Origin of the sequence: Hirschia maritima DSM 19733 (genome assembly GCF_000378345.1) — a bacterium.
In the GTDB taxonomy this organism is placed as follows: domain Bacteria; phylum Pseudomonadota; class Alphaproteobacteria; order Caulobacterales; family Hyphomonadaceae; genus Hirschia; species Hirschia maritima.
This window is the reverse complement of record NZ_KB899544.1, coordinates 1,043,405-1,068,628: the sequence shown is the minus strand read 5'-3', so window position 1 is coordinate 1,068,628 and position 25,224 is coordinate 1,043,405. Positions and strand designations below refer to the sequence as shown.

The following is a 25,224-nucleotide window of genomic DNA, read 5'->3' as shown; positions in this document are numbered from 1 at the left end:
TGACATTTGGTAAAACACCATGCCCAATTCAGCTCTCCAACCCAAAGATACCTCACCCCAAAAATGTTTATAAGCCAAGGGGGGGGGGATTATGAAATGTCTTTGGCTAGAAGTGTTTCTTTATCTATTTCAAAAGTGATTGGCGTATGTTTTTGTTCGACTGTTTTTTTGAATATTTTAATAAAACGAGCAATCACTGCTTTAAAAACCACTCCCAATCCGTTTTTTGCAGGTAAGCTTGAATCAATTCCCATTGAGCGACGCATAACACCATTGGTATACATAGCATTGGCACGTAGCAAACCGCTCGTCGTCATATATTCACACGACAGGGAAACATTGAGCATATCGCCATTTTGAACGCGGTGAGGTGCATTTTGCGGCCAAGTGACAGCCATTCCTGGTTTCATTTCTAGCGCTGTCACATGCTTATCAAAACTGTGTTGAAAACTCATCTCTTCTTCTTGTTCTTTTAGAACAACAGCTTCGATCTGACTGGCCGTCGCAAACGGCGGTTCAGCCGGATACAATGACACTGTTTTTTCACCGCGCACCTGCACAAGACATACAAAAGGTATATCCAGATGATAGTGTACATGGATGTTCGGAGAAGAAATCAACACCCCTACATCCTGTTTCATGGAACTGATTGAAGCTGCATCATCCAATTGAGAAAACAATTGCTGCTTAATAGCTTCAAATTCTTCAAGATGATTATTCACTGCGCGCAAATTCAGCCAAATCTGCCCTCGTTTCACAGCTTCTAGCAACTCAGCGCCAGTTAAGTTTTCCGCTTTCCCGTGGATAGCCTTAACCTTACCTTCAGCATGTTCAGGAAACTTGTATATCCCCATCTCATCTCTGGGATATCGATCCAATAGGTCAGCTAACCCTTCGTCTGTGAAGTGTTCACTTTCATGCCCATCATGCTGACATGTTATAATCTCAGTTGAAAAAACTTCAGATGTATTTTCTGGCCACTGAAACTTCATTTTGTTACCTAAATTGGAGCTTAAATCCTGACTTGGATCATCTTTACTTCCGTTAGCACAAAATATGCCTCAAACAACTATTTGCTACATATAACCAAACTATCGATTAGTTAGCGCTGCCATTTCTTTCGTATCAAGTCCACAATTTGCGGTGATTCATGGTGCATATGCTCTGCATGGCCAGCCCAGACCAATCCGATTGATCTGACAATTTCGAAACCAGACAATTTGCGCATAATCACCCCATTCCATGTGTAACTATCGGGCATTATGGTTACCCCTAGACCGGCACGAACCATTTCCAAAACTCTCTCATCATTGGAAGAACGAAATGCAAAAAAAGGCCTCACTCCTCTTTCAGTAAAGTGACGACTTGTTTCAGAAAGCGCCTCGCAATGGCGCCTAACGATCATAACATTATCCGCCAGCGCTTCACCCGGAATAGAAGGTTCCCCCGACAAGGCGTGGTCTTCAGACATTGCTATGGAATAGCCCTCCTGAAACAATGTCTCTTCTAAAAAACGTTCACCACCCCTATCTGTAAGTGTAAGAGCAACATCCACTCGTCCACGCGCCAAAAGGTTTGTCAGTTCTCGCTCACTTCCCTCAATCAATTCTACCCGCGAAGCATTGCCGCCGTCCTGATTATCTAACTGTGACGCTTCGATTGCTTTTGCTATCAAGGTTGCGGGAACACTGGAAAGCACACCAAGCTTGAATACTGGTTGAGGTTCCAGACCTCGCACAGCCCTTTCGGCTTGATTAAAGTCACTCTCAATCCTTCGCGCGTATTCAAGCAATTGCGTTCCAGCGTCAGTCAGATGAATACGACGATTGGCACGATGGAATAACTTTGATTCCAACTCTTTTTCCAATTTCGCTATTCCAACGGAAAGAGTTGGTTGAGCAACGTTTAGGTGCGCAGCAGCTTTTGAAAAGTTTCCCTGATCCACAACGGCCAGGAAGTATCGAAGTAAATATCTATCTATCATAGATAATATCTATACCATATATAGTTTAATTTCAATTTTATCTATTATACAAAAAATGATACCGTAGGGAAAAGAGGCAAGAGCCCCATCCATATTCGGGAGATACACGTAATGATGAATCTAGATTTCGCTTTAGGTGAAACAGCTGACATGATCCGCGACACATGTCGTCGTTTTGCAACAGATAAAATTGCTCCGATTGCAGCCGATGTAGATCAGGAAAACAAATTCCCTCGTCACCTCTGGACTGAAATGGGAGAATTAGGCCTTCACGGCATTACTGTTGCTGAAGAAGATGGTGGCCTAGGGCTTGGATATCTTGAGCACGTTGTTGCAATGGAAGAAATCTCTCGTGCTTCTGCGTCAGTTGGTCTTTCATATGGTGCACACTCAAACCTTTGTATCAACCAGTTACGTCGCTGGGCTACTCCAGAACAGAAAAAGAAATATCTCCCCAAACTTATTTCCGGTGAACACGTCGGTTCTCTAGCTATGTCAGAAGCGGGTGCCGGATCTGATGTTCTGGGAATGGTAACAAAAGCGGAAAAAGTTGACGGCGGATATGTGCTAAACGGCACAAAGTTCTGGATCACCAACGCACCCGAAGCCGACACACTCGTTGTATACGCACGGACAGACCCAAACAACAAAAGCCATGGCGTAACAACGTTTATTGTTGAGAAAGGCATGAAAGGTTTCTCTGTCTCTCCGAAACTAGACAAGATGGGAATGCGAGGTTCGGATACTGCTGAACTTGTGTTTGAAGATTGCTTTGTCCCTGATGAAAACGTGATGGGCGAAGTCAATGGTGGTGCTAAAGTGCTTATGAGTGGTTTGGACTATGAGCGCGCTGTTCTTGCTGCTGGTCCACTTGGGATCCTACAAGCATGTCTTGATATTTGTGTGCCTTATGTGAAGGAACGCAAGCAGTTTGGTAAACCAATTGGTAGCTTCCAGCTCATCCAAGCAAAAATTGCCGACATGTATGTCGCTCTAAACTCCTCACGTGCATATGTATATGCTGTGGCCAGAGCCTGTGATGCTGGACAAACAACACGCTTTGATGCGGCCGGTGCCATCCTTCTTGCAAGCGAAAACGCTGTTAAATCCTCACTTGAGGCTATCCAAACACTAGGTGGTGCTGGATATCTTAAGGAATGGCCGGTTGAACGTCTTCTTCGTGACGCAAAACTCTACGATATTGGAGCCGGAACAAACGAAATTCGTCGCTTCCTAATCGCAAGGGAGTTGCTAGGTTAATGAGCGGTCCAACAATCACTTCTAAAATCGATACAGCTTCCGAAACATATCAGAGGCGTTTCGACACAAACAAAGCACTTAGCGAAGATTTGCGCGAAAAATTAGCCAAAATATCACTGGGTGGATCAGAAAAAGCACGTCAAAAACACGTCTCACGTGGAAAGCTCCTCCCCCGCGACCGCTTGGAAACTCTGCTAGATCCCGGCTCTCCATTTTTGGAAGTTGGGCAAATGGCAGCTTTTGGTCTCTATGAAGACCAAGTTCCAAGCGGTGGCATGATTTGTGGCGTTGGGCGGGTATCTGGTCGCCAAGTTATGATCGTGGTCAACGACGCAACTGTTAAGGGTGGAACATACTACCCGATGACAGCTAAAAAGCACTTGCGGGCTCAAGAAATTGCGGAACAAAACCACCTGCCATGTATTTATTTAGTCGATTCTGGTGGTGCAAACCTACCTCACCAAAGTGAAGTGTTTCCAGACCGTGATCACTTTGGCCGTGTATTCTTCAATCAGGCAAACATGTCCGCTAAAGGCATTCCACAAATTGCCTGTGTGATGGGTAGCTGTACAGCTGGTGGTGCTTATGTGCCCGCCATGTGTGATGAATCCATTATCGTGCGAAACCAAGGAACCATCTTTCTTGCAGGACCACCTTTGGTAAAAGCAGCAACAGGTGAAGAAATTACAGCAGAAGAATTAGGTGGCGCTGATACTCACGGACGCAAATCCGGTCTAGTTGATCACATCGCAGATAACGATGAACATGCGCTAACTATCGTACGCGACATTGTATCAACATTGCCACCGCAAACTCTTCCTGAGCTCAATATTCAGCAAGTGAGAGAACCGCTTTACGATGCTGAAGAAATATATGGTGCACTGCCTGTAGATCTGAAAACTCCATTTGACGTTCGCGAAATCATTGCACGTCTCGTTGATGGTAGTGAATTCCACGAATTCAAAGCCAATTTCGGTGAAACACTTGTAACAGGTTTTGCGCATATTTGGGGAATGCCAATTGCAATTCTCGCAAATAATGGTGTGCTGTTCTCTGAAAGCGCACAAAAAGGTGCTCACTTCATCGAACTAGCTTGTCAGCGAAAAATCCCAATCCTTTTCCTTCAAAATATATCCGGCTTCATGGTGGGTGGAAAATATGAAGCAGAGGGCATAGCGAAACACGGGGCAAAAATGGTGACTGCAGTTGCGACAGCTCAAGTCCCCAAAATAACCGTTCTTATCGGCGGTAGTTTTGGTGCAGGTAACTATGGAATGTGCGGACGCGCCTACTCACCACGCTACCTTTTCACATGGCCAAACAGCCGCATCAGTGTGATGGCGGGTGAACAGGCTGCTAGTGTGCTTGCAACCGTGAACCGTGACGCAGCCAACTGGACACCAGAGCAAGCAGAAGCCTTCAAGCAACCTATTCGCGACAAGTACGAAGAAGAGGGACACCCCTACTTTGCTTCAGCGCGATTATGGGATGATGGTGTCATTGACCCAGCACAAACACGTGATGTGCTCGGCCTCGCTTTCGCCTCAACTCTTAATGCGCCGATAGCTGATCACGCTCAGTTCGGTATGTTTAGGATGTAATGCAATGATTAAAAAAATTCTTATTGCCAACCGTGGTGAGATCGCTTGCCGAGTCATCCGCACCGCAAAGAAAATGGGCATTCAGACTGTTGCTGTTTATTCAGATGCTGATGCAAATGCCTTACACAAAAAATCCGCAGATGAGGTGGTGCACATTGGTGCATCTCCGGCTACTGAAAGCTATCTTATCGGTGAGAAAATCATTGCAGCAGCCAAAGAAACTGGCGCAGATGCTATCCACCCCGGATATGGTTTCCTTTCTGAAAATGCCGACTTCGCAGATAAAGTTGTCGAGGCAGGCATTAAGTGGATCGGTCCCAAATCATCTTCTATTCGCGCCATGGGGCTTAAAGACTCCGCCAAAGCTCTTATGGAAGCAGCTGGGGTTCCATGTACACCTGGATATATGGGCGACGATCAATCTGCCAAGCGCCTTGAAAAAGAAGCTAAAGCAATTGGTTATCCCGTTTTGATTAAAGCCGTTGCTGGGGGCGGCGGTAAGGGTATGCGCAAAGTCGACAATCCAAAAGATTTTGTCGAATCCCTAAAATCTTGTCAGCGTGAAGCCGCCTCTTCTTTCGGTGATGATCGTGTCCTTCTTGAAAAGTGGATCACAGCGCCACGCCATATAGAAGTTCAAATTTTTGGTGATGAGCATGGCAATGTAGTCCACCTCTTCGAACGAGATTGTACGCTGCAAAGACGTCACCAAAAGGTCATCGAAGAAGCTCCAGCATTCGGAATGGATGAAGCAACACGAGAAGCCGTTTGTGAAACAGCCAAACGTGCCGCAAAAGCTGTAGATTACGTGGGGGCCGGAACGGTCGAATTCATTGCGGACGCCTCTGGTGATCTAAGTGCTGACAGCATCTGGTTCATGGAAATGAACACACGCTTGCAGGTGGAGCACCCGGTAACTGAAGCCATCACTGGTGTTGACCTTGTAGAATGGCAAATACGTGTAGCATCCGGCCAGGAAATCCCGAAAAAACAAGAAGAGCTTTCCATCAACGGTTGGGCAATGGAGGCGCGTCTCTATTCAGAAAACCCTGAAAGCGGTTTTTTGCCTTCAATTGGTAAGATTCGAACTCTCAGCATGCCTTATGATGTGCGCGTGGATACTGGAATTCAAGAGAATGCTGAAATCTCACCATTCTATGATCCAATGGTAGCCAAACTCATTGTTCATGAAGATACTCGTGATGAAGCCATAGCTAGCCTAACTGATGCATGTGAAACAGTTGTTACTTGGCCAGTGCAGAACAATGCAGGGTTCCTTCATAAATTATTGAGTGAAGAGGCTTTTTCTACGGGCAACTACACCACTGCTTTCATCGATGCCAATCTAAATGCGCTCGTAACCAAACCCGAGCTAAGTGAAAGCTCAATGAAAGCGATTGCTTCATTCCTAGTAGAAGGTTCAGAGAGCGAACCTTGGCATGAGCTAATCGGTTTTAGAAATGGAACAACGCCAAATCCATATATGAAGCTTAATGTTGATGGTGAGATTAAATCTATCAACCTTCTGGATGAAGTCGGTGCATATCCAGTATGGCATGAACTTCCTCAAGGCTTCCTAGTTGTTGAAAATGGATGGCCTTTTGCTGTCACAACTGCGCGTAATGATGGAAAATCAGGCTCTGGGCAGCAATCCGACGGGTCAATCCTATCGCCAATGCCAGGTAAAATACTGTCCCTTTCAGTATCAGAGGGAAAGACTGTTTCCAAAGGGCAATCTCTTGTCACACTTGAAGCCATGAAGATGGAACACTCTATGAGCGCTCCATTTGATGGAACAGTGACGGAAGTTTCCGTCGAAGCCGGACAAAACGTGATGGAAGGTGTAACCCTTCTCGAAATCACCCCTTCGGAAAGCAAGGAGTCTTAAACATGGCCGGAAAACACTTTGATGAATGGAATGTCGGCGATGTCATTAAACATGATCTTCGTCGAACAGTGACCGACACTGACAACATCATGACGACCACCCTCACGCATAATCCACAACCACTTCATCTGGACCGTGAGTATGCTGAAGCAACAGAGTTTGGAAAAGTTGTTGTGAACGGCATATATACTTTTGGTTTGATGGTTGGCGTTTCCGTCGGTGATACAACATTGGGGACGCTCATAGCAAACTTAGGCTATGATAAAGTTGTGATGCCAAACCCTGTATTTGTTGGTGATACTCTACGCGGGGAAACCGAAGTTACTGAACTTCGCGAAAGCAAATCTCGGCCTACCGCAGGCATAGTTACCTTTACGCATCGTATGTATAATCAACGCGATGAATTGGTTTGCCAATGCCTAAGAACAGCACTGTTGAAGAAAGCAAACGCATGATTTTAAGATCGCTTCTTTTTGTTCCCGCTGATCGGCCAGATCGATTTGAAAAAGCAATGGCTTCAGCTGCTGATGCTATCATTTTGGATATGGAAGATTCCGTTGTACCAGCGCGAAAAGAAGAAGCAAGAATCGCTGTTTCAGCATTCTTAGAAAACTCTTCACCCAAACCTGTGTTTGTCAGAATTAATCCACTGACAACACAGTGGGCGGCGAAAGATGTTTCATCTCTTATCATTTCTCCGCCAGATGGCATCATGTTGCCCAAAGCGGAAGGCTCTAAATCTATCCGCGACCTGCTCAAACTGCTAAATGGAAATACGATTCCTATTCTTCCAATTGCCACGGAAACGGCGGCTTCAGTTTTTGAACTAGGAACATACAAAGATGTCGCTGACCACCTTATAGGTCTCACATGGGGAGCTGAAGATATGCCGGCGTCCATTGGTGCGACGACCTCGCGTCATGAGGACGGCAGCTATACTCCGCCCTATGAGATGCTACGTAGCTTATCTTTATTTGCAGCTCATTCTGCCAATGCTGCTGCAATCGATACAGTTTATGTCGACATTAAAAATACTGATGGTCTCGCAGCATATGCAGCGCGCAGCCGTAGAGATGGCTTCACGGGAATGATGGCTATCCATCCATCCCAAACAGAAATTATCAACGCAGCATTCACACCAACACAGGCTGAGATTGATCACGCTCAATCAATTATTGACGCTTTTGCCGAAGCTCCAGAATCAGGAGCATTGAAGGTGAATGGTAAAATGGTTGATGCCCCCCACCGCGTCCAAGCTGAAAAACTTCTAGCTCGCGCTAAAGCAAAGTAATACTGCCTACAATTTATCTTCGATACGCTTTAAAAAGCTTTCAATCGCCTTAACGCAAACAGGTTCATCAAGTATTGGGGCATGGCCAACATTGGGCACACTCACAATTTTGGCTCTTCCATGACGGTGAACCATTTTGACCGCTGTATCTACTGAAAACAAATCAGACAATTCACCCCTAATTACTAGCAGTGGCCGCTTATAGGTCGCCGCGTATACGGCCCACATTTGCATTTCAACCGTAAGACTTGGCGAGACACTTTTCAATGCGGAAGCTATTTCTGGATCATAATCCAGCACAAATTTTCCATTAGCGTTTTCTACATGTGTACGTTTTGCAAATGCCAACCAATCGTTGAACGCAAAATTTGGATAAACGTCATGTTGAGAAACTTGAATAGCTGTCGCTGCGGCTTCCAAACTGTCATGCTCAACAAAATCCCCGACATATTCTGAAATTCGTTTTAGCCCAATAGGTTCAACTTTCGGACCTACATCATTCAAGATCACACCCAATAGCTGCGACGAAAGAATTTGACTCAAAATCAACGAGATAATTCCGCCCATAGAAGTACCGATTAACACCATTTTTTTGGGCTGCACGTGATCCAATAACTCTATAACATCTTGGGCATACACATCGGGACGATATCTTGAAGGATCATGATCACGATCAGACTTTCCACGCCCCCTAACGTCCATCGAAATATACCTGCGATGAGCCGATAATTTCGACAGTAACGGGTCAAAGTCTTTATGGTTCCGCGTAAGCCCATGCAGGCATAAAACTGTGAGATCAGCATCTACAGGTCCGCAAGACTTCGCGAATAAATTCAATCCATCTCGCGATTGGAAAATAATGTCCCCGTCCATCAATGATGTCTCTCACTCTCAATTCATTTTTCAACAAATGTTGGACAAGAATCTCTTAAAGTACAATAGTCAGCCTTTAGAAATGGCAACCTCAACGTAAAACAAGGCTGAATACACTCGCGGCATGACTGGATCGACTCAAACTAAATCAAATACAAAAAGCAATCGCATAGATAGACGAACTCGCATCCTCGATGCAGGCGAAATTCTTTTTTCTAAACGCGGATTTGATGCAGTAACTCTCAGAGAGATAGCGAAAACAGCTGGAGTAGATCTTGCTCTTCCAAACTATTATTTTGGCCGCAAGAGCAAGGTGTTTGAAGCTGTTTTTAAGAGGCGTGCGAAGTTAATAAATGACTGGCGTTTGGACGCTCTGGAGGATGCTATTGAGGATGCACACCCTCACCCGCCTTCAATTCGTAAAATCATGGAAGCCTATCTCAAACCCATCCTAACAGGACCACACATTACCCAACCTGGTTGGCGTGAATACTATGCTCTAGTCGCGTATGTGAACAACTCCTCGGAATGGGGAGCAAGTTTGATGTCAGAATTCTTTGACCCAATGGTCGACAATTTTCTTGATCAGCTCAGAGCCACTTACCCAAATGCATCAGAGGCTAATATGCTATGGAGCTATCACTGTTTATCCGGAGCGCTGACATTAGCTTTTGCTCAAACTGGACGCTTAGACGTACTTTCCAACAATAAACTAAAATCTACCGATCTAGAGCGCGGTTACGAGGTTATCCTCGAATTCTGTATTGCTGGGTTTGAAGCCAATTGCGGAAATAACCTTCAAACAAAGTCGGAAATTGATTAATCATTCGCCGCTTTGCTGGCCAAACAAACAAGGTGAACGTATTGAGTTTCATCTCAATTTATTGCGCTTATTTGTGAATCCTCCCAACTGAAACTGCCTACTTTCAAGGCTCACAAAAAGAAAATAAGTATATAAATTCAATTACTTAAAACACGACCTTTAGCGAAAATTAGTATTCACTTTTCTTAGCGTTAGTTATTTTTCAACACGTGTTGATTTCAACGAACGTTGAAAGTATACTTTGGAGAGATACAGTCAAATAATGACAAATAAGTTCGAACATTCAGCATTCGGACTAAACAGGGGAAGATTTATGGCGACAAAAATATATCCTGACGCAAAGTCTGCACTAGATGGTCTACTTGAAGATGACATGACCATTCTATCTGGCGGCTTTGGTCTATGTGGAATTCCAGAATTGCTGATTGAAGCAATTAAGCAAAACGGCTGTAAGGGCCTCACTGTCATTTCAAACAATGCAGGTGTGGATGGTTTTGGTCTTGGCGTTTTACTTGAAAACAAGCAAGTCAAAAAAATGATTTCTTCCTATGTCGGTGAGAACAAGGAATTTGAACGCCAATACCTTAATGGAGAGTTGGAACTGGAGTTCAACCCACAAGGAACTCTTGCCGAGCGTTGTCGTGCAGGCGGTGCTGGTATTGCTGGCTTCTACACTAAAACTGGTGTCGGTACTGTCATCGCAGACGGCAAAGAACACCGAGATTTCAATGGTGAAACGCACATTCTAGAAACAGGCCTGACAGGAGATATTTCCATCGTAAAAGCATGGAAAGGTGATGCTCAAGGAAACCTAGTTTATAGAAAAACAGCAATGAACTTCAATCCAGACATGGCAACCGCAAGTAAAATGACAATTGCCGAAGTGGAAGAGATCGTTCCCGTTGGATCACTGGACCCAGCCCACATACACACGCCGGGCGTATTCGTTCAACGCGTCATCCAAGGCGAGCATGAAAAACGCATCGAAAAAGTAACAACACGCGCAAAAGAGGAGTCCTAATTATGCCTTGGGATCGTAATCAAATGGCTGCGCGTGCAGCTCAAGAATTGGAAGACGGTTTTTACGTCAACCTCGGAATTGGAATTCCAACGCTCGTATCAAACTATATTCCAGATGGCGTCGACGTTACTCTACAGTCTGAGAATGGTATGCTTGGCATGGGTCCATTCCCTTATGAAGGTGAAGAAGACCCAGACCTGATAAATGCTGGTAAGCAAACCATCACAGAGTTAGACCGGACAAGCTTTTTCTCTTCTTCTACGTCTTTCTCAATGATCCGCGGCGGGCATATAAATCTCGCAATCCTAGGCGCAATGGAAGTTGCAGAAAACGGTGACCTAGCCAACTGGATGATCCCCGGAAAGCTTGTCAAAGGCATGGGCGGCGCGATGGACCTTGTTGCTGGTGTTCAACGCATTGTTGTCGTTATGGATCACGCAAACAAACGCGGAGAATCTAAACTTCTTCAAGAGTGTACACTTCCACTTACAGGTAAAGCAGTTGTGGACCGTATCATCACTGACCTTGGCGTTTTTGATGTAGTTGAAGGCGGTCTGAAAGTCATCGAATTAGCACCGAATGTAGACATGGACGAAGTCCGCTCCAAAACACTTGCAAATTTAGTGGACTAAAAAATGACCAAACACCCCATGAGTGAGTTTCTTGATTTAACTGGTAAAAATGTTCTGATCACAGGATCAACCAGCGGCATTGGTCAAGGTATAGCTGCTGGCCTTGCTCATGCGGGTTGCAATGTCATGATCAACGGGTTTGGAAACCCTCAGGAAATTGAGGTTTTCAGATCCAATTTAGAAAACCAGACTGAACGCAAAGTCATTTATTCAGACGCAGACCTCACATCAGTCGCCTCCATTGAAGGCATGTTTACCCAATTCAAAGAAGAATTCGGTGACATTCATGGCGTAGTCAACAATGCTGGCATCCAGCATGTCGCACCCATCGAAGAATTTCCGATTGAAAAATGGGACCAAATAATTTCTCTGAATTTGTCTTCTTCTTTTCATACAACTCGTCTCGCGTTTGCGGAGATGAAAAAACGAAAATGGGGGCGCATCATTAATATTGCTTCAGCCCATGGCCTGACTGCATCTCCATTTAAGTCAGCTTATGTGACTGCCAAACATGGTATTATGGGACTAACAAAAACAACCGCATTAGAAGGTGCGGAATTTGGCATACGCGTGAATGCAATCTGCCCAGGGTACGTAAAAACTCCGCTTGTCGAAAACCAAATCCACGATACAGCGAAAGCGCGAAACATGTCGGTGGATGACGTTATCAGTAAAGTTATGCTAGACCGCCAACCAACCAAGGAATTTACCACGACGGAAGAAATTGTCCGCATGACTTGCTTCCTGATGTCTGATGCGACAAACAGCATTACAGGCGCGGATATAAAGATGGAAGGTGGCTGGACAGCTTTATAACAATGTCCAATCAATGTCATGGGCGATAAAGTTTCAATAGATATTCCATCAGGCTTTGAAGAAATTTCTGCTCGTGGGCCATTCGCAAACTTAACTGGACCATTTTTTCGGATGGTAAATTCCGATAACGCACCAGCGACCACTTTTGGGTTTATGCCAGAACAGCAGCATATGAATGGGCTAGGCTTTATGCATGGCGGCATGGTTTGCACATTACTTGACCTCTTTATGGCCCAAGCAGTTAGCGAACGATACAAACGCCGCCTTGTGACAACAAATATGCAAATTGAGTTTCTCAAAACGCTTCCAGCCGACCATTGGATCGAAGCGACGGTTTCAATTACTGAAGTTGATGCAAGAAATGTTCGCGCTCACGCCAGTCTGCTCTCAAGAGGTTCAGAGTGCGCTTCCGGTAATGCTAGCTTTAGACTGTTCAGACGATAACCATTTTACCCAGCGAATGCTCTATAGAGCATGTTAATCGCCATCAAGGTGAGGAGCACTCCAAAGATTTTCTTTAGCAAAACACCATCAAATCCATGCGCAAATCGGGCTCCCAAAGGAGCTAAAGAAGTAGTCATTGCGGCAATTAAAAGAAAGCCAGGAAGACTTAGGTATCCGATAGAAAAGGGTGGTAGCCCCACTTCTCCCCATCCGCTGAATGCATAACCTATTACAGCAGCGAAACCTATCAACGCCCCAAACCCAGCACTTGTTCCTATGGCTTGATGTATAGGTCGCCCACACAATACCATTGTGGTTACCCCAAAGACACCGCCGCCAATACCCATTAACGATGAGCACACCCCGATAATAGATGAAACCGCCCAGCCCATTGGTCCATTGGGAACATCTTTGGCCAAGCGCCAATTGGGTCGCCCAAAAACAAGTTGTGCAGCTAGAATTAAAGCCACAAAGCCAAAAAATATTGTTAAACCGCGACCTGACATTATCGAAGCAATTAAACCACCAGCCAACGCCCCCATCATCATTGTTGGGCCCCAACTTTTCAATACACCGACGTCCACAGCCCCTTTTGAATGATGGGCTAGAACCGAACGAATGGATGTAGCAATAATCGTTGCTAGAGATGTACCTACAGAGACGTGCATTGCCGTTTCTGAATAACCAAGTGAGCTCAAGGTAAAATACAAGGCAGGTACGATGATTACACCGCCGCCAATACCGAACATTCCAGCCGCTATTCCTGCAATTCCACCCGCCCCTATGAGAGCCAATAGTAAATTGAGATTATCCAATATTAGTTCGACCAAACCGCCCTGCCTATTCGCAACTTCAGTGTAAAAAAAGCTGCCGATTACTCAGCAGCTTTCATTATTTTCAATCTAGATCAGTTCTCTGAATCTTCAAGCAAATTGCTTTCTGAATTGACGAAACGAAATCATACGCTCGTTCTGTTCATCCCAAAGCGTCAACGAAACGCACTTGAAACTCTCCCAGAAAGTCAAACGATTCATATCTTTCAGTTCCGGGTGATTTTTCAATACCTTTGGAAGATTGTAGAATGGAATACGGCTTGCTGCGTGATGAACATGATGGATGCCGATATAGCCAGTTAGCCAACTAAAGGGTTGCGGCAAATCGTAGAATGAACTCCCCAATAATGCACCTTCTGTGTGGCTCCAGTCTTTGTTTCTGAACCAGCGAACATCTTCAAATTGGTGCTGAACATAAAACAGCCAAACACCTAAAACAGCAGCAAAGAACACGGTAGGAATAAACACGGCGAGCAAAGGAGCCCACCCAAAATTTGAAACGATCACCCATCCAAGCGCCAAGACCGCAACATTAGTCCCAATAGCACTCACCCATGGTCGCCACCCTTCTTTCATAATTCCTGAAGGAATGCGGTGCTCTAAAAAGAACATATAAATTGGGCCGATGATAAACAATGTAATCGGGTGACGATAGGCACGATACCCAAGCTTATTTAGAGGGCTTAACTCCTGATACTCTTCAACAGTGAGCGTATCAATTGCCCCCAACCCGCGACGATCAAGATTACCTGACGCAGCATGGTGAATAGCGTGAGTGCGACGCCATACATCATAAGGTGTCAGCGTGACTATACCCACAAATCTTCCAACCCAATTGTTCAAAGTCGGTGATTTAAAAAATGAATGATGCCCACAATCATGCTGAATGAGGAACATGCGAACTAAAAAGACACTTGCAGGAATACACATTAATACTGCAAGCCAGATCTTGCCCGAAACAGCTCCCCAAAATCCAATTGCCCACAGCGCCGCTAATGGCAAAATGGTCAACAGAATCTCAACAAGGGAGTTTTTCAAGTTAGGTGTCTGGTAGGCTGAAAGTATCTTCCGCCATGCCGGCTGTTTCGTTTCAGTCGTCATACGGTCTCTATCTCTTACAGGCCGCGGCCATAACTCTATACCAAATGCCAAATACCCACTCTGCTTAAAATATAAGCAACTTGGAACACTTAGCCGCCCCCGCATGGAACGTTGATAACCTGTCTAATGTTCAGTTGGGTACAGTCAAGACTAGATATCACTAGATTCAGTAAAATCAGGGGATTCTTAAAAAAAGGTGCTACCCATTTTCAAATAACGAAAGGCCAGCACCAATTTGAAATCAAATATAATTAGTTGGATACAACACTGCTTGCACGCAAGCACGCGAGATGGACTTTACTTGCTAGAGTTCCACGGCAATTTCGTTCTGTTGGGCTAGCATTACACGAATCGTCGGGACTAAGATTTAAGGTTACAGCTGCATGCGCTAACAGTTCACCAGAATCTTTTCCGTATGGCACCAAATTTCCATTTGCATCCTGATTGATACTCAATCCGACGCGTCTATTAATTTTAGTCATTGCCTTATCGGCTGTGCATACAGAAGCAAATAATGATCTTTCAATTGTTTCTTCAGTTGCAGTCTTTTCAGCTTCATCAATTTGCAGATGTTCCGCCCAAGAGTTTTTTACATGTTCAGTATACGCTTGGGTTAAACTGCGCGCTGCCTCCCAATTTATGGGAACATCACTTTTTCGATCCGCAATGCGCATCAATTCAGAAGATGATCTTCGTGAAAAAATCGTAGCATCATGAATTCTTGCGGCCGAACACATGCGGGGATCGCTCGTCGTGGCACAAGAAGATTTAACATCTTCAACCGACTCTTTTGCCGCTGTGTATAAATCGGCTTGCCCGTCCATGTTGGGCAACTCAATTAGTAAAACCCGCGCTTCCATTTCAAGGAAACGACATCCCAATGCATCTTCAGGCCGAACGGTGACAGACATATTTTCGGTTTTGGATACGATGCTATTTATTTGGTCCAGCCGACTATGCACAACTGCATTTGAATCTTCAGCTTGCGCTGCTTCATCTTTAATAGCCTCTAGAACCTCCAAGTCCTTACCGTATTCACATTTGGGTAAATTTGCAGCCTCTTCGGAAAAACTCGAATTTGAGCCATTCGATGTTTCAGTGGTCGCACAAGCAGTTGCAAGTGCTATGGTTGAGCCAACAGCTAAAACTCTCACTAACTTCATATGCATCTCCAACTCCTCGAATTGCAATTTAATCCCAATGGGGCCGACTAAATTTCGAATGCCTCGCCACCACTTTGTAGCGCTTCGATAATTTCATCGCTACTTATCTGGTCCACAGCTCCCGGGCCGTGTTCTAATATATGCGCCACAAAATACTTGTACACGTAGAGCCATTCATCAGCATTCATTGTAGTCGCGTGATCGTCCGACATGGACATCTGGTTTAGCTTATCAATAAACAGCCCTAATTCATGGACATGCGCTCTTTGCCCATCTTCTGTTTGCATATTGAAAGACCGAACCAGATTTGCATTAGCGGCTTTGATTGTTGCGGTAAGCGCTTCTCGTAAAGTTTCTCCGAATAAAACACTTCCGGCTACACGTCCTTCCGTTTGAAGAAGGTCACTGGCTTTCAATAGCACATGTTTTACAAGCACCAGTCCAATTTCATGAGCAAAACCATCATCAGCATCTACGGAGAACAACACCCCCGGATTGCGCGCGGCTGTCATCGTCATCACTGAAATAACAGAACGCCAATCTTGGGCATTCAACAATCCCAATTCATCAGTAGATATTGCCTCTGCTGCGATACGCGCGATTTCTTTCACTTCTGAATTTGCCGAGCGCCCGGTCGCCATATGGGGGTGCGCAGCAATATGGCTTGCCATTAGTTTCACAAGATCAACCGCTTGCTCTCTAGTAAACAACTGCGCCAACAAATTTTTTCGTTCACCGCCCGAAAGACCAGTTTTCAATCCTGTCATAAGGTCAGCAAACAAATGGCTGTAGATATCAGCCCAAGCACCATCCCAATCCGCATCGCCAGCTTTCGCTTGGATGCGAGCAGTTCCATATTCAGCAGCGACATCAAACGCGGCAGTTACTATCTCTGATCCAAAGCCTGAATCCAGATCAAACGGTGGAGGAGCCATCGTTTCCATGACCTTCGCCATATTCTGCAAGAATTGACGTGCCGCACCCGTTTCCAATGAAGAGCCACGCATGAACAATTCAGGCCGTCGTGAAGCCGTTTTCAACGCAGCATCATAAACCTTTAAAGCTCCAACCTCTGAAAGCGCGTCCACGATATTAAACGCGTCTGGTCGGATGGAGACCGCATCTCCCAACACCGTCCGCGTGATTTCGCCCATTAGCAATGAAGATCTTGCATCTCCCTTTAAAAAGGCATCCGCATTGTCATTAATGGCAACTAGAGCACCATGCGCCATTGGCCCAGAAATCACACGTGTCAATTTCTCATGAGCTAAAAACTCAAGCCCTTCGCTTGCATCAACCTCTGCTTTTAAAGGCTCGATCATTCCAACAATTACGGGCTTCCAGCGGTCCTCTGATGTAACAAGCTCAGGATGTTGAGAAACTGAAACGAGCGCAGAATGCACAAAAGTTTTGACTAATCTCTCGCCAAAACCCTCTTCTCCGCCGCCATCCAACTTCAATCGGTCCACTAATCCATCGAGACTTGGGATCAATCCATGTAGGATGCTTTCCGCTTTTTTATCAAAACCCAATACTTGTGGCTGGGTCCCAATTACGCCTAGCGCGACATCGGCTAATTCGAGCCCAAAGCGTGCCCAACCAGTTGGTTTGGTACTAGAGAACCACTCTTTATGAATATACTGAACACGCGGATCTAAAGATGCATTTCGTAATATTCGGCTATCGACGGCAGAAGGAATTTCATTGCGAAGAGCATCATAGAGAATGTCGTGACAAATCGCTATTTGTGACCGCTGCCGATCACACGGAACATTTAATTCCATGGCATCACCAGATGCGAGACTTCTTTCTGTAAATAAAGAATCTAGCATTCCGCCGGATTTGCATTGGTGATGTAAATCTTTCCTGCGGTATACAAAATCTACCGCCATCCACTGAATTTCTTCAGCATCATGCATGGGGAATTTATTCGTGAATACGGTAAAATCACGCTGTAACAACTGATCTCTTCGAGCGTTACGAGCTGCTTTCCCAAGTTGGATCACCCCCGAAACAGCAGTCATAAAGAGAGCAGGTGATAACATCATGATCTGTCTCCCTATCCTCTATATTTTCTTATTCCGCTTTGCGTATCTTTTCGTGGCGGCGGTCCATTGCGGGTTGGCATTTCACCAACATAAACACCAGCCTTCGGAATAATTGGTGATGCTTGCTCTAATGAACTGCCTCCACGGCTGCCAAATTCACCTGTAGATACATTCGTAACGTCTTTTCCAGCTACAGTTAGGAAAGCATCTGTAAGAAGATCCAAATCTGGTTCAGCACCAGGAGACGCTAGCGACCCCTTTATTTCACGAGGGCGCCTCACCTCACCATCTGACACTACAGATGACGGGACTGGATTTCTTGATCTAACTCCACCCACTCCCGCCGAAGCGTTTCTTAGAGCAAATGAAGCCATTGCTTTAAACAAATTGAACCAGAAATTTGCCCCGAGACCAATTAAGCCAGCAGTCGCGATCATACCTACCAACCATTGCCCACCTTCGGGAGTTAAAATACGAGGAATTGCGGCACTTTCATACACGCCAAACAGGTTCACAGATTCTGTGAACCCTTTTACATCGCAATTCGCATTTGAAGGGTTGTCACAATAAGGAAAAAAGTCCCGCCCAACCGGGAAACCTGCATTGGATAGAATACGAAAATCTGAAGAAATTGTAGATGCAAGACCAGTCGTAGCACCGGTATCTTGTTGAGCGAGTGTCGCTTCGGTCACCTTTTGAGCAATAAATCCGTTAAGCGCTTCCTCTGAGTTGAAGGTGTTCAACACACCACTTAGCGCTCCTTGATTAGTCGCTAAATGAGAATAGATCGACAACGCATTCAAGTTGCCCAAGGAAACAATCAATAGCGCAACAATGGTTGTAAACACTTTGGCCCGCGCGCCGAAATATTCAGACTGGCCTGCTCCATACCGATCGAACTCATAGACAAGCCGATTCAGCGACTGTTTCACTTGAGGTCGATTCATGCTGGACAATCGCTGCCCATAATCTGTTTGGGTCAATTGTTCGACAAATTGTAGTTTTGAGAGATTTTCAAACCGCCGAGTGAATACATTCAGAAACGGTATATTGGCGATCCACCACCAACGCCCTTTACCACCATAAGCCGGGCTCCGAGTCATTTGTTTGGCAAACTTGCTAGCCTCTCGCGAAGATCCACCATCGGTGCCCTCAGTCACGTCGGGATATTCAGGGTCGAGCGGCATCACAACACCATCATGTAGTGCGCGTAGCATCTCTTGCATGCCTCCGCCTCTTAAAGCGAAGACCTTGTGAATTGCCTCAACAACGACCGAAGCTATTGTCGACATCACCGCCATAATGCCCGCGAAAGCAAATAATGCGAGTATCCAATTCATAATTCGTCCCCTCACCTGAAGATCGAAAAAACGCTACTTCCACAGCAGTATAACCGACAAACACCCACCCACAAGCGATTATTAAAACTTCATTAATTACCTGATTTAAGATGTTACGCACAATCCTACACTTTGCAGCGCTGTACCGCGACACAAATGACAAGTTGTCACGCGCCAAACCACCACACTGACAAACTTCTCAACCCTATTTATTTTATGGTTATGAGACAAAACTGGCTACCATACGCAAAAACGAACGCTCCAAGGTATACTTCCTACCCCACAGCTGTTCAATTTAACGAAAACACCAATTTGGAAACAGCCACAGACTGGATGAAATCACTCAATCCAGACGAAGCTATTTCAGTTTATACTCACATTCCGTTTTGTGAAAAACTCTGCTGGTACTGCGGATGCCACACCACCATTCCAAATGGATATGATCGAATAGGTCGATATTTTGAGACTTTGCTAAAAGAAGTCCAACTTTGGAAAGAAGAGTTAGGGCAGCACGCGGGCGCATCACACGTTCATTTTGGAGGCGGAACCCCCAATGCCCTAAACGCTGATCATATGTTACAATTGTTAGATGCTCTTCACGATGCCTTCCGCATTCGCGAGGACGCAGAAATAGCAATTGAACTTGACCCGCGAACACTAGACCTAAACATGATCCGATCATTAGCTGCCGGCGGCGTGAACCGAGCTAGTTTAGGTGTGCAAGACTTTAATTTGAAAGTTCAGCAAGCAGTTAATCGCGTCCAACCATTTGAGCTTGTTCGGGAATCTGTGGAACGTCTTAGAAATTGGGGAATTCGTGGCCTAAATTTTGATCTTTTATATGGATTGCCTTTCCAAACTGCTGACACCGTCAGAGACACAGCCTTAAAAGCTGCAAAACTTGCTCCTGATAGAATATCTGCGTTTGGATATGCCCATGTTCCATGGTTTGCAAAACACCAAAAAGCTATCGATGAAAACGCACTACCAGATACTGAAGCCCGCTTTGCGTTATTCAATGTTATTGCTGAAACCCTGCAGTCCGAAGGTTATGTTGCGATAGGCCTTGATCACTTCGCTCGTGAAGAGGATCCTTTGGCGAAAGCCCTAAGCGCAGGAAGCTTAAAACGCAATTTTCAAGGATATACAGATGACGCTTGCGATACTCTAATTGCCATGGGAGCATCCGGAATATCTGAATTCCGACATGGCTATTGTCAAAACCTGAAAAACATCCGTGATTGGTCAGAATGTGTGGAATCGGGGAAACTTCCTATTCAACGGGGAGTTCCTGTCTCTGACGATGACAGACTTCGTCGAAAAATCATTGAAAAATTGATGTGCGATATGTCAGTCGATGTTGAAGAAATTTGCCAGCAACAAGGTCATTCCGACACTGAATTAAACAAGTGCTTTGAATTTCTGAAACCTCTGGCCAATGACGACATATGTCATATTGATGGTTCCGTAGTGAGTGTTCCAGACGATGCGAGGATCTTTCTAAGATCAGTTGCGCAGGCATTTGATGAATATGCATCGCCATCGAACAATAGTCCTAGGCACGCCAAAGCAGTCTAACGAGACAATCAATCCTCAGCAGATAATCAATTGAGTTAGAAACCTATTTTACTTAACATATTCACTAGATTTACTGTGTTTTATTGGTGACTATCTTTGTATTCTCGTCCCAACTCCACGAGTTGACATTGACTCTATACATAACCGCCCTATGTTGCGCACCGATCGATGGGCTGCAGTTGCGCAGCGCTTGCGGCATTCAAGCGCCGCTTAAACAACCCAGCTTTATCTCTGCAGACGGCAATCCGGCATTCAGTAGTAATTAAGCGCAATATAAGGTCGGGAGCTCCACAAACATAGCCCCGAACACATTCTACTGTATGACTTTTGATGACCTAGAATTAGACCCTCGTGTATTAAGCGCTGTTAAAGATACTGGCTATACCGAGCCAACACCTATTCAAGCGCAAGCTATTCCAGCTATCATTCAAGGTAGAGATGTTACTGGTATTGCTCAAACCGGAACCGGAAAAACAGCAGCGTTTGTGCTTCCGATGATCCATAAACTTGGACAAGGCCGCGCGAAAGCCAGAATGCCGCGCACGCTTATCCTTGAGCCCACACGTGAACTCGCGGCTCAAGTAGCTGACAATTTTGAAAAATACGGTGTAAACCACAAACTCAATATGGCACTCCTCATTGGTGGTGTTTCATTTGCTGATCAAGATAAGAAACTTACAGCTGGTGTGGATGTCCTGATCGCAACACCTGGCCGTCTAATGGACCACTTCGAACGCGGTAGACTTCTTATGACTGGTGTACAAATGCTAGTCATAGATGAAGCAGACCGCATGCTCGACATGGGATTCATCCCAGACATTGAAAAAATCTGTAAGTTACTTCCACCTCGTCGCCAAACTCTCCTTTTTTCTGCAACAATGCCTCCTGAAATTGCTAAGCTTACTAAGCAATTTCAAAACGACCCCAAGAAAATTGAAGTTGCTCGTCCCGCGCAAACAGCAGAAACCATTACTCAACACATATCCAAAGCTCCCAATAATAATGATGCAATAAAACGCGGTATGCTTCGCGCAATCATTGGAAGCTGCGAAGTCAAAAACGGAATCGTATTCTGTAATCGCAAAAAAGAAGTCGATATTGTCGCTAAATCACTGAATGCACATGGGTTTGACGCAGCTCCAATTCATGGAGATCTTTCACAATCCTACCGTATGGAAACATTGGATAAATTCAAAAACGGTGAACTCACCCTACTTGTTGCGTCTGACGTTGCAGCTCGTGGCTTGGATATCCCAGATGTCGGCCACGTATTCAACTACGCTCCACCACCAAATTCAGATGATTATGTACACAGAATTGGCCGTACTGGACGCGCCGGACGTAAAGGTGAAAGTTATACAATTGTATCACCGAATGACGAAAAGCTTTGGGATGCAGTCGTGAAACGGATTGGTAAGGACGTCCAAGAGTTCGATAACGAAGCCATTCAGTCAGCAATTGAAGAGATTTCTCAGCGCCCTGAACGCAAAAAAACAAAAAACGAAGGCAGAAACGCTAAAAGACGTGGGCGTCAATCGAAAAAGCAGGAAGTTCAAACAACTGAAGAAACTAATCAAGTTGCAAATGACATTGTAAAACCTGCCGAGAATAAGAAAAAAACGAATCGTCGATACAAAGACGACCTTGGCCCATCATTCAAAGGTATGGGAGATCATGTTCCTGCCTTTTTGCTACGACCAGTAGATACCACACCCACAAGCTGATAATTAAATTTAAATTGATACAAGATCAGCCATAGACTTTAGAATTTTTCTATCTTGGTTAATCAATATTTACGTTTTCCGTTCATAAGTGTTTTTATTGTGAATGAAGACTTTATTGATGGGGCCTGCCTAGAATGTATGAGCAACTCAAAGGACCAAGTGGAATAAAAACTGGTCATGCTGCAGTTGATAAAATTGAAGAGCACAAGCTATGTGCTACGCCTCAAAACTATGAAGTTTGGCTAAATTACATTGCAGGCTGGACCCCCGACCTTGCTCGAGAAGTTGATGATATCATTTCTACCGAAGGCCAGTTGACCGACAGCCAGCTAGAAAAAATCCACAGCAAGTTCTTCGCAGCAACTCAGTTGTCTTCTCAGGTAATGGAAACTGGGACTAAGATAGCAAAAGAAATTGCTGAAGCCGTGGAAGCGTTGAGAAGCGCAAGCACTACTACAGAGCAATACAGCGTGACATTGGACAATGCCGCTAAAAGCCTCTCAAATGACAACATTTCAGGTGACTCACTTAACCGGATCGTTTCTGTCCTTTCCACCTCCACAAAGGAAATGTCAGATATCAATGAAAATCTAAATCAACAATTGGTTAGCTCTACAGAAGAAATAGAATCTCTAAGAGTATCTCTGCAACAAGCACGAGCCGAAGCTTTAACTGATGGCCTAACAGGAGTTGCTAACCGAAAGCAGTTTGATGAAGTTTTAGGACGCAGAATTAATGAAAGCCTAGAGTCTGGCTCTGACCTCTGCCTTGTGATTTGCGATATCGATTTTTTCAAAAAGTTTAACGACACTTGGGGCCATCAAACTGGTGACCAAGTTATCCGCTTCGTGGCCAACTCTCTCTCTCAAAAAGCTCAAAATGACTCATTGGTCACACGCTATGGCGGTGAAGAGTTCGCTATCATTATGCCGCGGACGAATTTGGACACTGCCCATGAATTTTCTGAAAGTGTAAGAACAACGATTGAGAGAAAGAAACTTATAAGACGCTCCACAGGTGAGCCTTTGGGCCAGGTCACAGTTTCTTTCGGGATTGCTCAGTACAGCGCTGGCGAAGAACATACTGTATTAATAGAACGAGCAGATTCATGCCTCTATTATTCCAAGCAGGCGGGTAGAAACCGAATTACACTCGAATCTGACCCCGGCATAGCCTAACGAATACTTTGGCATTCACAAAAAAAGGCCGACGTATTGTTTACGTCGGCGCAGTCAAGGAACAGTTGACTGCGTCGGCCCTAGAGGGACTTAAAAGCCTCTTCAGTCATGCTTTATACTTAACAAACTTTGCCTGAATTCAGTTTGAGTGTGGAATTCAGGTTCAGTTCAGAATCCCAAATTCATATAATTAAAAAATAATACAGTAACTTAGCACAATCTCCAAAATTCCAATTATCAAAAATTTCTTAGAAATTTGATATATTAAGATAAACTAAGCGCAACATAAATCAGGCATGATTTCTACAACCAATTACTAAGGCTGTAGGTATTTCAATGGCGCGTCATCAATTCTCAACAAATCTCACAGTTTCTGTTGTTTGTGGAGACCACGGACGCGCCCAACACATTTGCAATATTTTACAAAACCAACAACTAGATGCTCGCTCTGGTGAGTTTGCAGATCCTAGCGACATATTCCTGTTTGATCTTAATTCTTGTCGTCCTGCGCTCATCGAAGATATCGTTGGCTATGCACAAGACTGCAAAGTATCTCACCCATTAATCGCTACATTGGGTCAATTTCCATGCGGTTCACCTGCTCCCGACAACATAGACATACGATTAAGTACCGATAACGCTTTGTATCTAGCGCGGTCTCGCTTCCATTTTGCGCATAGAACAGCTGCGAGGCGCGCAGAAGTAAGACTAAGACGAGAAAGCTATGAGAGATATGGGCTGAACTCTGCACCCGATGCAAAACACCACAACAAAGACATTCTCTATGTCGGAGAAGCATCTCGAGAGTTTTTGTCCTTAAAAGATCACCTCGAATCTCAAGGCTTTAATCTAACAGCCTCCTTCAGCGCTTACACAGCGTTTGACTATCTCCATGATCACTCTTTCGGTGCAGTCATATTAGATACCACCGCAGAAAACCTTAAAGGTGACAATTTTTGCGGAATGATCAGGCGTAGCCCTAATTTATCGGAAATTCCTTTGCTTGCGATAACTCACGAAGACTTATCGCCAAGCGAGGATATTTTTGAGAGCGCTACAGACCTGATAGATACAACTGCCACGGAAGAAACCGTCGCCAACTTACTCAAAGAGCTAGTCGTTAATCGAGGCCCATCAGCCAAAGACTTTGCGGCTCCTAGTGACGCTGTAACAGATAAAGTAACAGGGCTATTCACGCGTCAATTCTTCGAAGATCATCTTAATGCACAAGTGGAATGGTCGCTCGATTATGGGCAGCCATTATCCGTTTTGGTACTTACCGTTCTTGGGCATACTGATGGTCCTCCGGATGTCTGTGACCTCACATATACAGCTCGCGTTGTAAAAACCTTGCTGCGTGTTCAAGATGCTCCAACGCGGCTCGATGAATCAACCTTGGCGATTTCGATGCCAGGTTCTTCAAAAGAAGATGCTATGATCGCAGTACGACGCATTGAAGGAGTGCTCGATGCTACAGCGTTTGAAAGCAGGCCGGGCCAGCCAAACCGCCAAGTCATGATAAAGTGGAGTATTGCAGAACTAAACGCAGACCAGTCATCTGATCAGCTTCTGTCACAAGCAATCTCACAAGATAAAAATAGCAACCGTTTTGCAGCAGCTTAGCGT

22 protein-coding genes are annotated in these 25,224 nt (G+C 45.0%); 14 read left to right on the top strand and 8 right to left on the bottom strand.

Annotation, left to right across the window (positions count from 1 at the left end; translation table 11 throughout):
• Window positions 1-89: 89 nt before the first annotated feature.
• Together F551_RS0105020 and F551_RS0105015 are read right to left on the bottom strand one after the other, a co-directional pair.
• A complete protein-coding gene (locus F551_RS0105020; protein WP_018996398.1) occupies window positions 90-992 on the bottom strand; it encodes a hypothetical protein in 903 nt (300 codons plus the stop codon).
• 110 nt (window positions 993-1,102) lie between these two features.
• Window positions 1,103-1,984, bottom strand: a complete 882-nt coding sequence (locus tag F551_RS0105015; protein ID WP_018996397.1) for a LysR family transcriptional regulator — start codon at window positions 1,982-1,984, stop codon at window positions 1,103-1,105.
• A 111-nt stretch (window positions 1,985-2,095) separates the two neighbouring features.
• Here F551_RS0105015 and F551_RS0105010 point away from each other — a divergent pair, with 111 nt between their 5' ends.
• Genes F551_RS0105010 through F551_RS0104990 form a run of 5 tightly spaced genes read left to right on the top strand, consistent with a single transcriptional unit; the run spans window position 2,096 to window position 8,024 of the window.
• Entirely contained in the window at window positions 2,096-3,244 is a 1,149-nt protein-coding gene (locus F551_RS0105010) for an isovaleryl-CoA dehydrogenase (RefSeq protein WP_018996396.1), read from the top strand.
• Complete coding sequence (locus F551_RS0105005) at window positions 3,244-4,845, top strand: carboxyl transferase domain-containing protein (RefSeq protein ID WP_018996395.1); 1,602 nt, start codon at window positions 3,244-3,246, stop codon at window positions 4,843-4,845. Before F551_RS0105010 ends, F551_RS0105005 begins: the two co-directional genes overlap by 1 nt.
• Window positions 4,846-4,849: 4 nt before the next feature.
• The gene (locus tag F551_RS0105000) at window positions 4,850-6,733 is read left to right on the top strand and encodes an acetyl/propionyl/methylcrotonyl-CoA carboxylase subunit alpha (protein WP_018996394.1); all 1,884 of its coding nucleotides are present in this window, start codon (window positions 4,850-4,852) and stop codon (window positions 6,731-6,733) included.
• 2 nt (window positions 6,734-6,735) lie between these two features.
• Window positions 6,736-7,188, top strand: a complete 453-nt coding sequence (locus tag F551_RS0104995; protein ID WP_018996393.1) for a MaoC family dehydratase — start codon at window positions 6,736-6,738, stop codon at window positions 7,186-7,188.
• Window positions 7,185-8,024 carry an HpcH/HpaI aldolase/citrate lyase family protein gene (locus F551_RS0104990; protein WP_018996392.1) on the top strand — a complete coding sequence of 280 codons (840 nt, stop codon included), beginning with the start codon at window positions 7,185-7,187 and terminating at the stop codon, window positions 8,022-8,024. Before F551_RS0104995 ends, F551_RS0104990 begins: the two co-directional genes overlap by 4 nt.
• Before the next feature lie 6 nt (window positions 8,025-8,030).
• On the opposite strand, the gene F551_RS0104985 is transcribed toward F551_RS0104990, so the two are convergent.
• Window positions 8,031-8,897, bottom strand: a complete 867-nt coding sequence (locus F551_RS0104985; RefSeq protein WP_026296660.1) for an alpha/beta fold hydrolase — start codon at window positions 8,895-8,897, stop codon at window positions 8,031-8,033.
• A 124-nt stretch (window positions 8,898-9,021) separates the two neighbouring features.
• On the opposite strand from F551_RS0104985, the gene F551_RS0104980 reads away from it, so the two are divergent.
• The 5 genes from F551_RS0104980 (at window position 9,022) to F551_RS0104960 (ending at window position 12,633) form a co-directional block, all read left to right on the top strand.
• Window positions 9,022-9,720 (top strand): TetR/AcrR family transcriptional regulator, encoded by a 699-nt coding sequence (locus tag F551_RS0104980; protein ID WP_018996390.1) that lies wholly within the window; start codon window positions 9,022-9,024, stop codon window positions 9,718-9,720.
• Window positions 9,721-10,033: 313 nt separating this feature from the next.
• Entirely contained in the window at window positions 10,034-10,741 is a 708-nt protein-coding gene (locus F551_RS0104975) for a CoA transferase subunit A (protein WP_026296659.1), read from the top strand.
• A 2-nt stretch (window positions 10,742-10,743) separates the two neighbouring features.
• Window positions 10,744-11,373: a 3-oxoacid CoA-transferase subunit B gene (locus tag F551_RS0104970; protein ID WP_026296658.1), complete on the top strand. Its 630-nt coding sequence runs from the start codon at window positions 10,744-10,746 to the stop codon at window positions 11,371-11,373.
• Between the two features lie 3 nt (window positions 11,374-11,376).
• Window positions 11,377-12,189, top strand: coding sequence for a 3-hydroxybutyrate dehydrogenase (locus F551_RS0104965; RefSeq protein ID WP_018996387.1), 813 nt, complete (start codon window positions 11,377-11,379; stop codon window positions 12,187-12,189).
• Between the two features lie 18 nt (window positions 12,190-12,207).
• Window positions 12,208-12,633, top strand: a complete 426-nt coding sequence (locus F551_RS0104960) for a PaaI family thioesterase (protein ID WP_018996386.1) — start codon at window positions 12,208-12,210, stop codon at window positions 12,631-12,633.
• A gap of 5 nt (window positions 12,634-12,638) precedes the next feature.
• On the opposite strand, the gene F551_RS0104955 is transcribed toward F551_RS0104960, so the two are convergent.
• The 5 genes from F551_RS0104955 to F551_RS0104935 form a co-directional block, all read right to left on the bottom strand.
• Window positions 12,639-13,463 carry a sulfite exporter TauE/SafE family protein gene (locus F551_RS0104955; RefSeq protein ID WP_018996385.1) on the bottom strand — a complete coding sequence of 275 codons (825 nt, stop codon included), beginning with the start codon at window positions 13,461-13,463 and terminating at the stop codon, window positions 12,639-12,641.
• A gap of 93 nt (window positions 13,464-13,556) precedes the next feature.
• Complete coding sequence (locus F551_RS0104950; protein WP_018996384.1) at window positions 13,557-14,567, bottom strand: fatty acid desaturase; 1,011 nt, start codon at window positions 14,565-14,567, stop codon at window positions 13,557-13,559.
• A gap of 251 nt (window positions 14,568-14,818) precedes the next feature.
• A complete protein-coding gene (locus F551_RS0104945) occupies window positions 14,819-15,736 on the bottom strand; it encodes a hypothetical protein (RefSeq protein ID WP_026296656.1) in 918 nt (305 codons plus the stop codon).
• Between the two features lie 41 nt (window positions 15,737-15,777).
• Window positions 15,778-17,778, bottom strand: coding sequence for a hypothetical protein (locus F551_RS0104940; protein WP_018996381.1), 2,001 nt, complete (start codon window positions 17,776-17,778; stop codon window positions 15,778-15,780).
• Window positions 17,779-17,789: 11 nt separating this feature from the next.
• Window positions 17,790-19,118: a hypothetical protein gene (locus F551_RS0104935; RefSeq protein WP_018996380.1), complete on the bottom strand. Its 1,329-nt coding sequence runs from the start codon at window positions 19,116-19,118 to the stop codon at window positions 17,790-17,792.
• 156 nt (window positions 19,119-19,274) lie between these two features.
• Between F551_RS0104935 and hemN the strand changes: the two genes are divergently transcribed.
• From hemN to F551_RS0104915, 4 genes are all read left to right on the top strand, one after another.
• Entirely contained in the window at window positions 19,275-20,696 is a 1,422-nt protein-coding gene (hemN, locus tag F551_RS0104930; protein ID WP_018996379.1) for an oxygen-independent coproporphyrinogen III oxidase, read from the top strand.
• 320 nt (window positions 20,697-21,016) lie between these two features.
• Window positions 21,017-22,420 (top strand): DEAD/DEAH box helicase, encoded by a 1,404-nt coding sequence (locus F551_RS0104925; RefSeq protein WP_018996378.1) that lies wholly within the window; start codon window positions 21,017-21,019, stop codon window positions 22,418-22,420.
• A 134-nt stretch (window positions 22,421-22,554) separates the two neighbouring features.
• The gene (locus F551_RS0104920; protein WP_018996377.1) at window positions 22,555-23,598 is read left to right on the top strand and encodes a GGDEF domain-containing protein; all 1,044 of its coding nucleotides are present in this window, start codon (window positions 22,555-22,557) and stop codon (window positions 23,596-23,598) included.
• 336 nt (window positions 23,599-23,934) lie between these two features.
• On the top strand, window positions 23,935-25,221 hold the full coding sequence (locus F551_RS0104915) for a GGDEF domain-containing response regulator (RefSeq protein WP_018996376.1): 1,287 nt from the start codon (window positions 23,935-23,937) through the stop codon (window positions 25,219-25,221).
• Window positions 25,222-25,224: the final 3 nt, after the last annotated feature.

Excerpts from the sequence above, each read along its gene's own strand:
- F551_RS0104945 (WP_026296656.1), bottom strand. The coding sequence starts at position 15,736 with ATGCATATGAAGTTAGTGAGAGTTTTAGCTGTTGGCTCAACCATAGCA.
- F551_RS0104920 (WP_018996377.1), top strand. The coding sequence starts at position 22,555 with ATGTATGAGCAACTCAAAGGACCAAGTGGAATAAAAACTGGTCATGCT.
- F551_RS0104975 (WP_026296659.1), top strand. The coding sequence starts at position 10,034 with ATGGCGACAAAAATATATCCTGACGCAAAGTCTGCACTAGATGGTCTA.
- hemN (WP_018996379.1), top strand. The coding sequence starts at position 19,275 with ATGACAAGTTGTCACGCGCCAAACCACCACACTGACAAACTTCTCAAC.
- F551_RS0104960 (WP_018996386.1), top strand. The coding sequence starts at position 12,208 with ATGGGCGATAAAGTTTCAATAGATATTCCATCAGGCTTTGAAGAAATT.
- F551_RS0104940 (WP_018996381.1), bottom strand. The coding sequence starts at position 17,778 with ATGATGTTATCACCTGCTCTCTTTATGACTGCTGTTTCGGGGGTGATC.
- F551_RS0104950 (WP_018996384.1), bottom strand. The coding sequence starts at position 14,567 with ATGACGACTGAAACGAAACAGCCGGCATGGCGGAAGATACTTTCAGCC.
- F551_RS0105010 (WP_018996396.1), top strand. The coding sequence starts at position 2,096 with ATGATGAATCTAGATTTCGCTTTAGGTGAAACAGCTGACATGATCCGC.
- F551_RS0104970 (WP_026296658.1), top strand. The coding sequence starts at position 10,744 with ATGCCTTGGGATCGTAATCAAATGGCTGCGCGTGCAGCTCAAGAATTG.
- F551_RS0104990 (WP_018996392.1), top strand. The coding sequence starts at position 7,185 with ATGATTTTAAGATCGCTTCTTTTTGTTCCCGCTGATCGGCCAGATCGA.
- F551_RS0104995 (WP_018996393.1), top strand. The coding sequence starts at position 6,736 with ATGGCCGGAAAACACTTTGATGAATGGAATGTCGGCGATGTCATTAAA.
- F551_RS0105005 (WP_018996395.1), top strand. The coding sequence starts at position 3,244 with ATGAGCGGTCCAACAATCACTTCTAAAATCGATACAGCTTCCGAAACA.
- F551_RS0105020 (WP_018996398.1), bottom strand. The coding sequence starts at position 992 with ATGAAGTTTCAGTGGCCAGAAAATACATCTGAAGTTTTTTCAACTGAG.
- F551_RS0105015 (WP_018996397.1), bottom strand. The coding sequence starts at position 1,984 with ATGATAGATAGATATTTACTTCGATACTTCCTGGCCGTTGTGGATCAG.
- F551_RS0105000 (WP_018996394.1), top strand. The coding sequence starts at position 4,850 with ATGATTAAAAAAATTCTTATTGCCAACCGTGGTGAGATCGCTTGCCGA.
- F551_RS0104985 (WP_026296660.1), bottom strand. The coding sequence starts at position 8,897 with ATGGACGGGGACATTATTTTCCAATCGCGAGATGGATTGAATTTATTC.
- F551_RS0104965 (WP_018996387.1), top strand. The coding sequence starts at position 11,377 with ATGACCAAACACCCCATGAGTGAGTTTCTTGATTTAACTGGTAAAAAT.
- F551_RS0104925 (WP_018996378.1), top strand. The coding sequence starts at position 21,017 with ATGACTTTTGATGACCTAGAATTAGACCCTCGTGTATTAAGCGCTGTT.
- F551_RS0104935 (WP_018996380.1), bottom strand. The coding sequence starts at position 19,118 with ATGAATTGGATACTCGCATTATTTGCTTTCGCGGGCATTATGGCGGTG.
- F551_RS0104980 (WP_018996390.1), top strand. The coding sequence starts at position 9,022 with ATGACTGGATCGACTCAAACTAAATCAAATACAAAAAGCAATCGCATA.
- F551_RS0104915 (WP_018996376.1), top strand. The coding sequence starts at position 23,935 with ATGGCGCGTCATCAATTCTCAACAAATCTCACAGTTTCTGTTGTTTGT.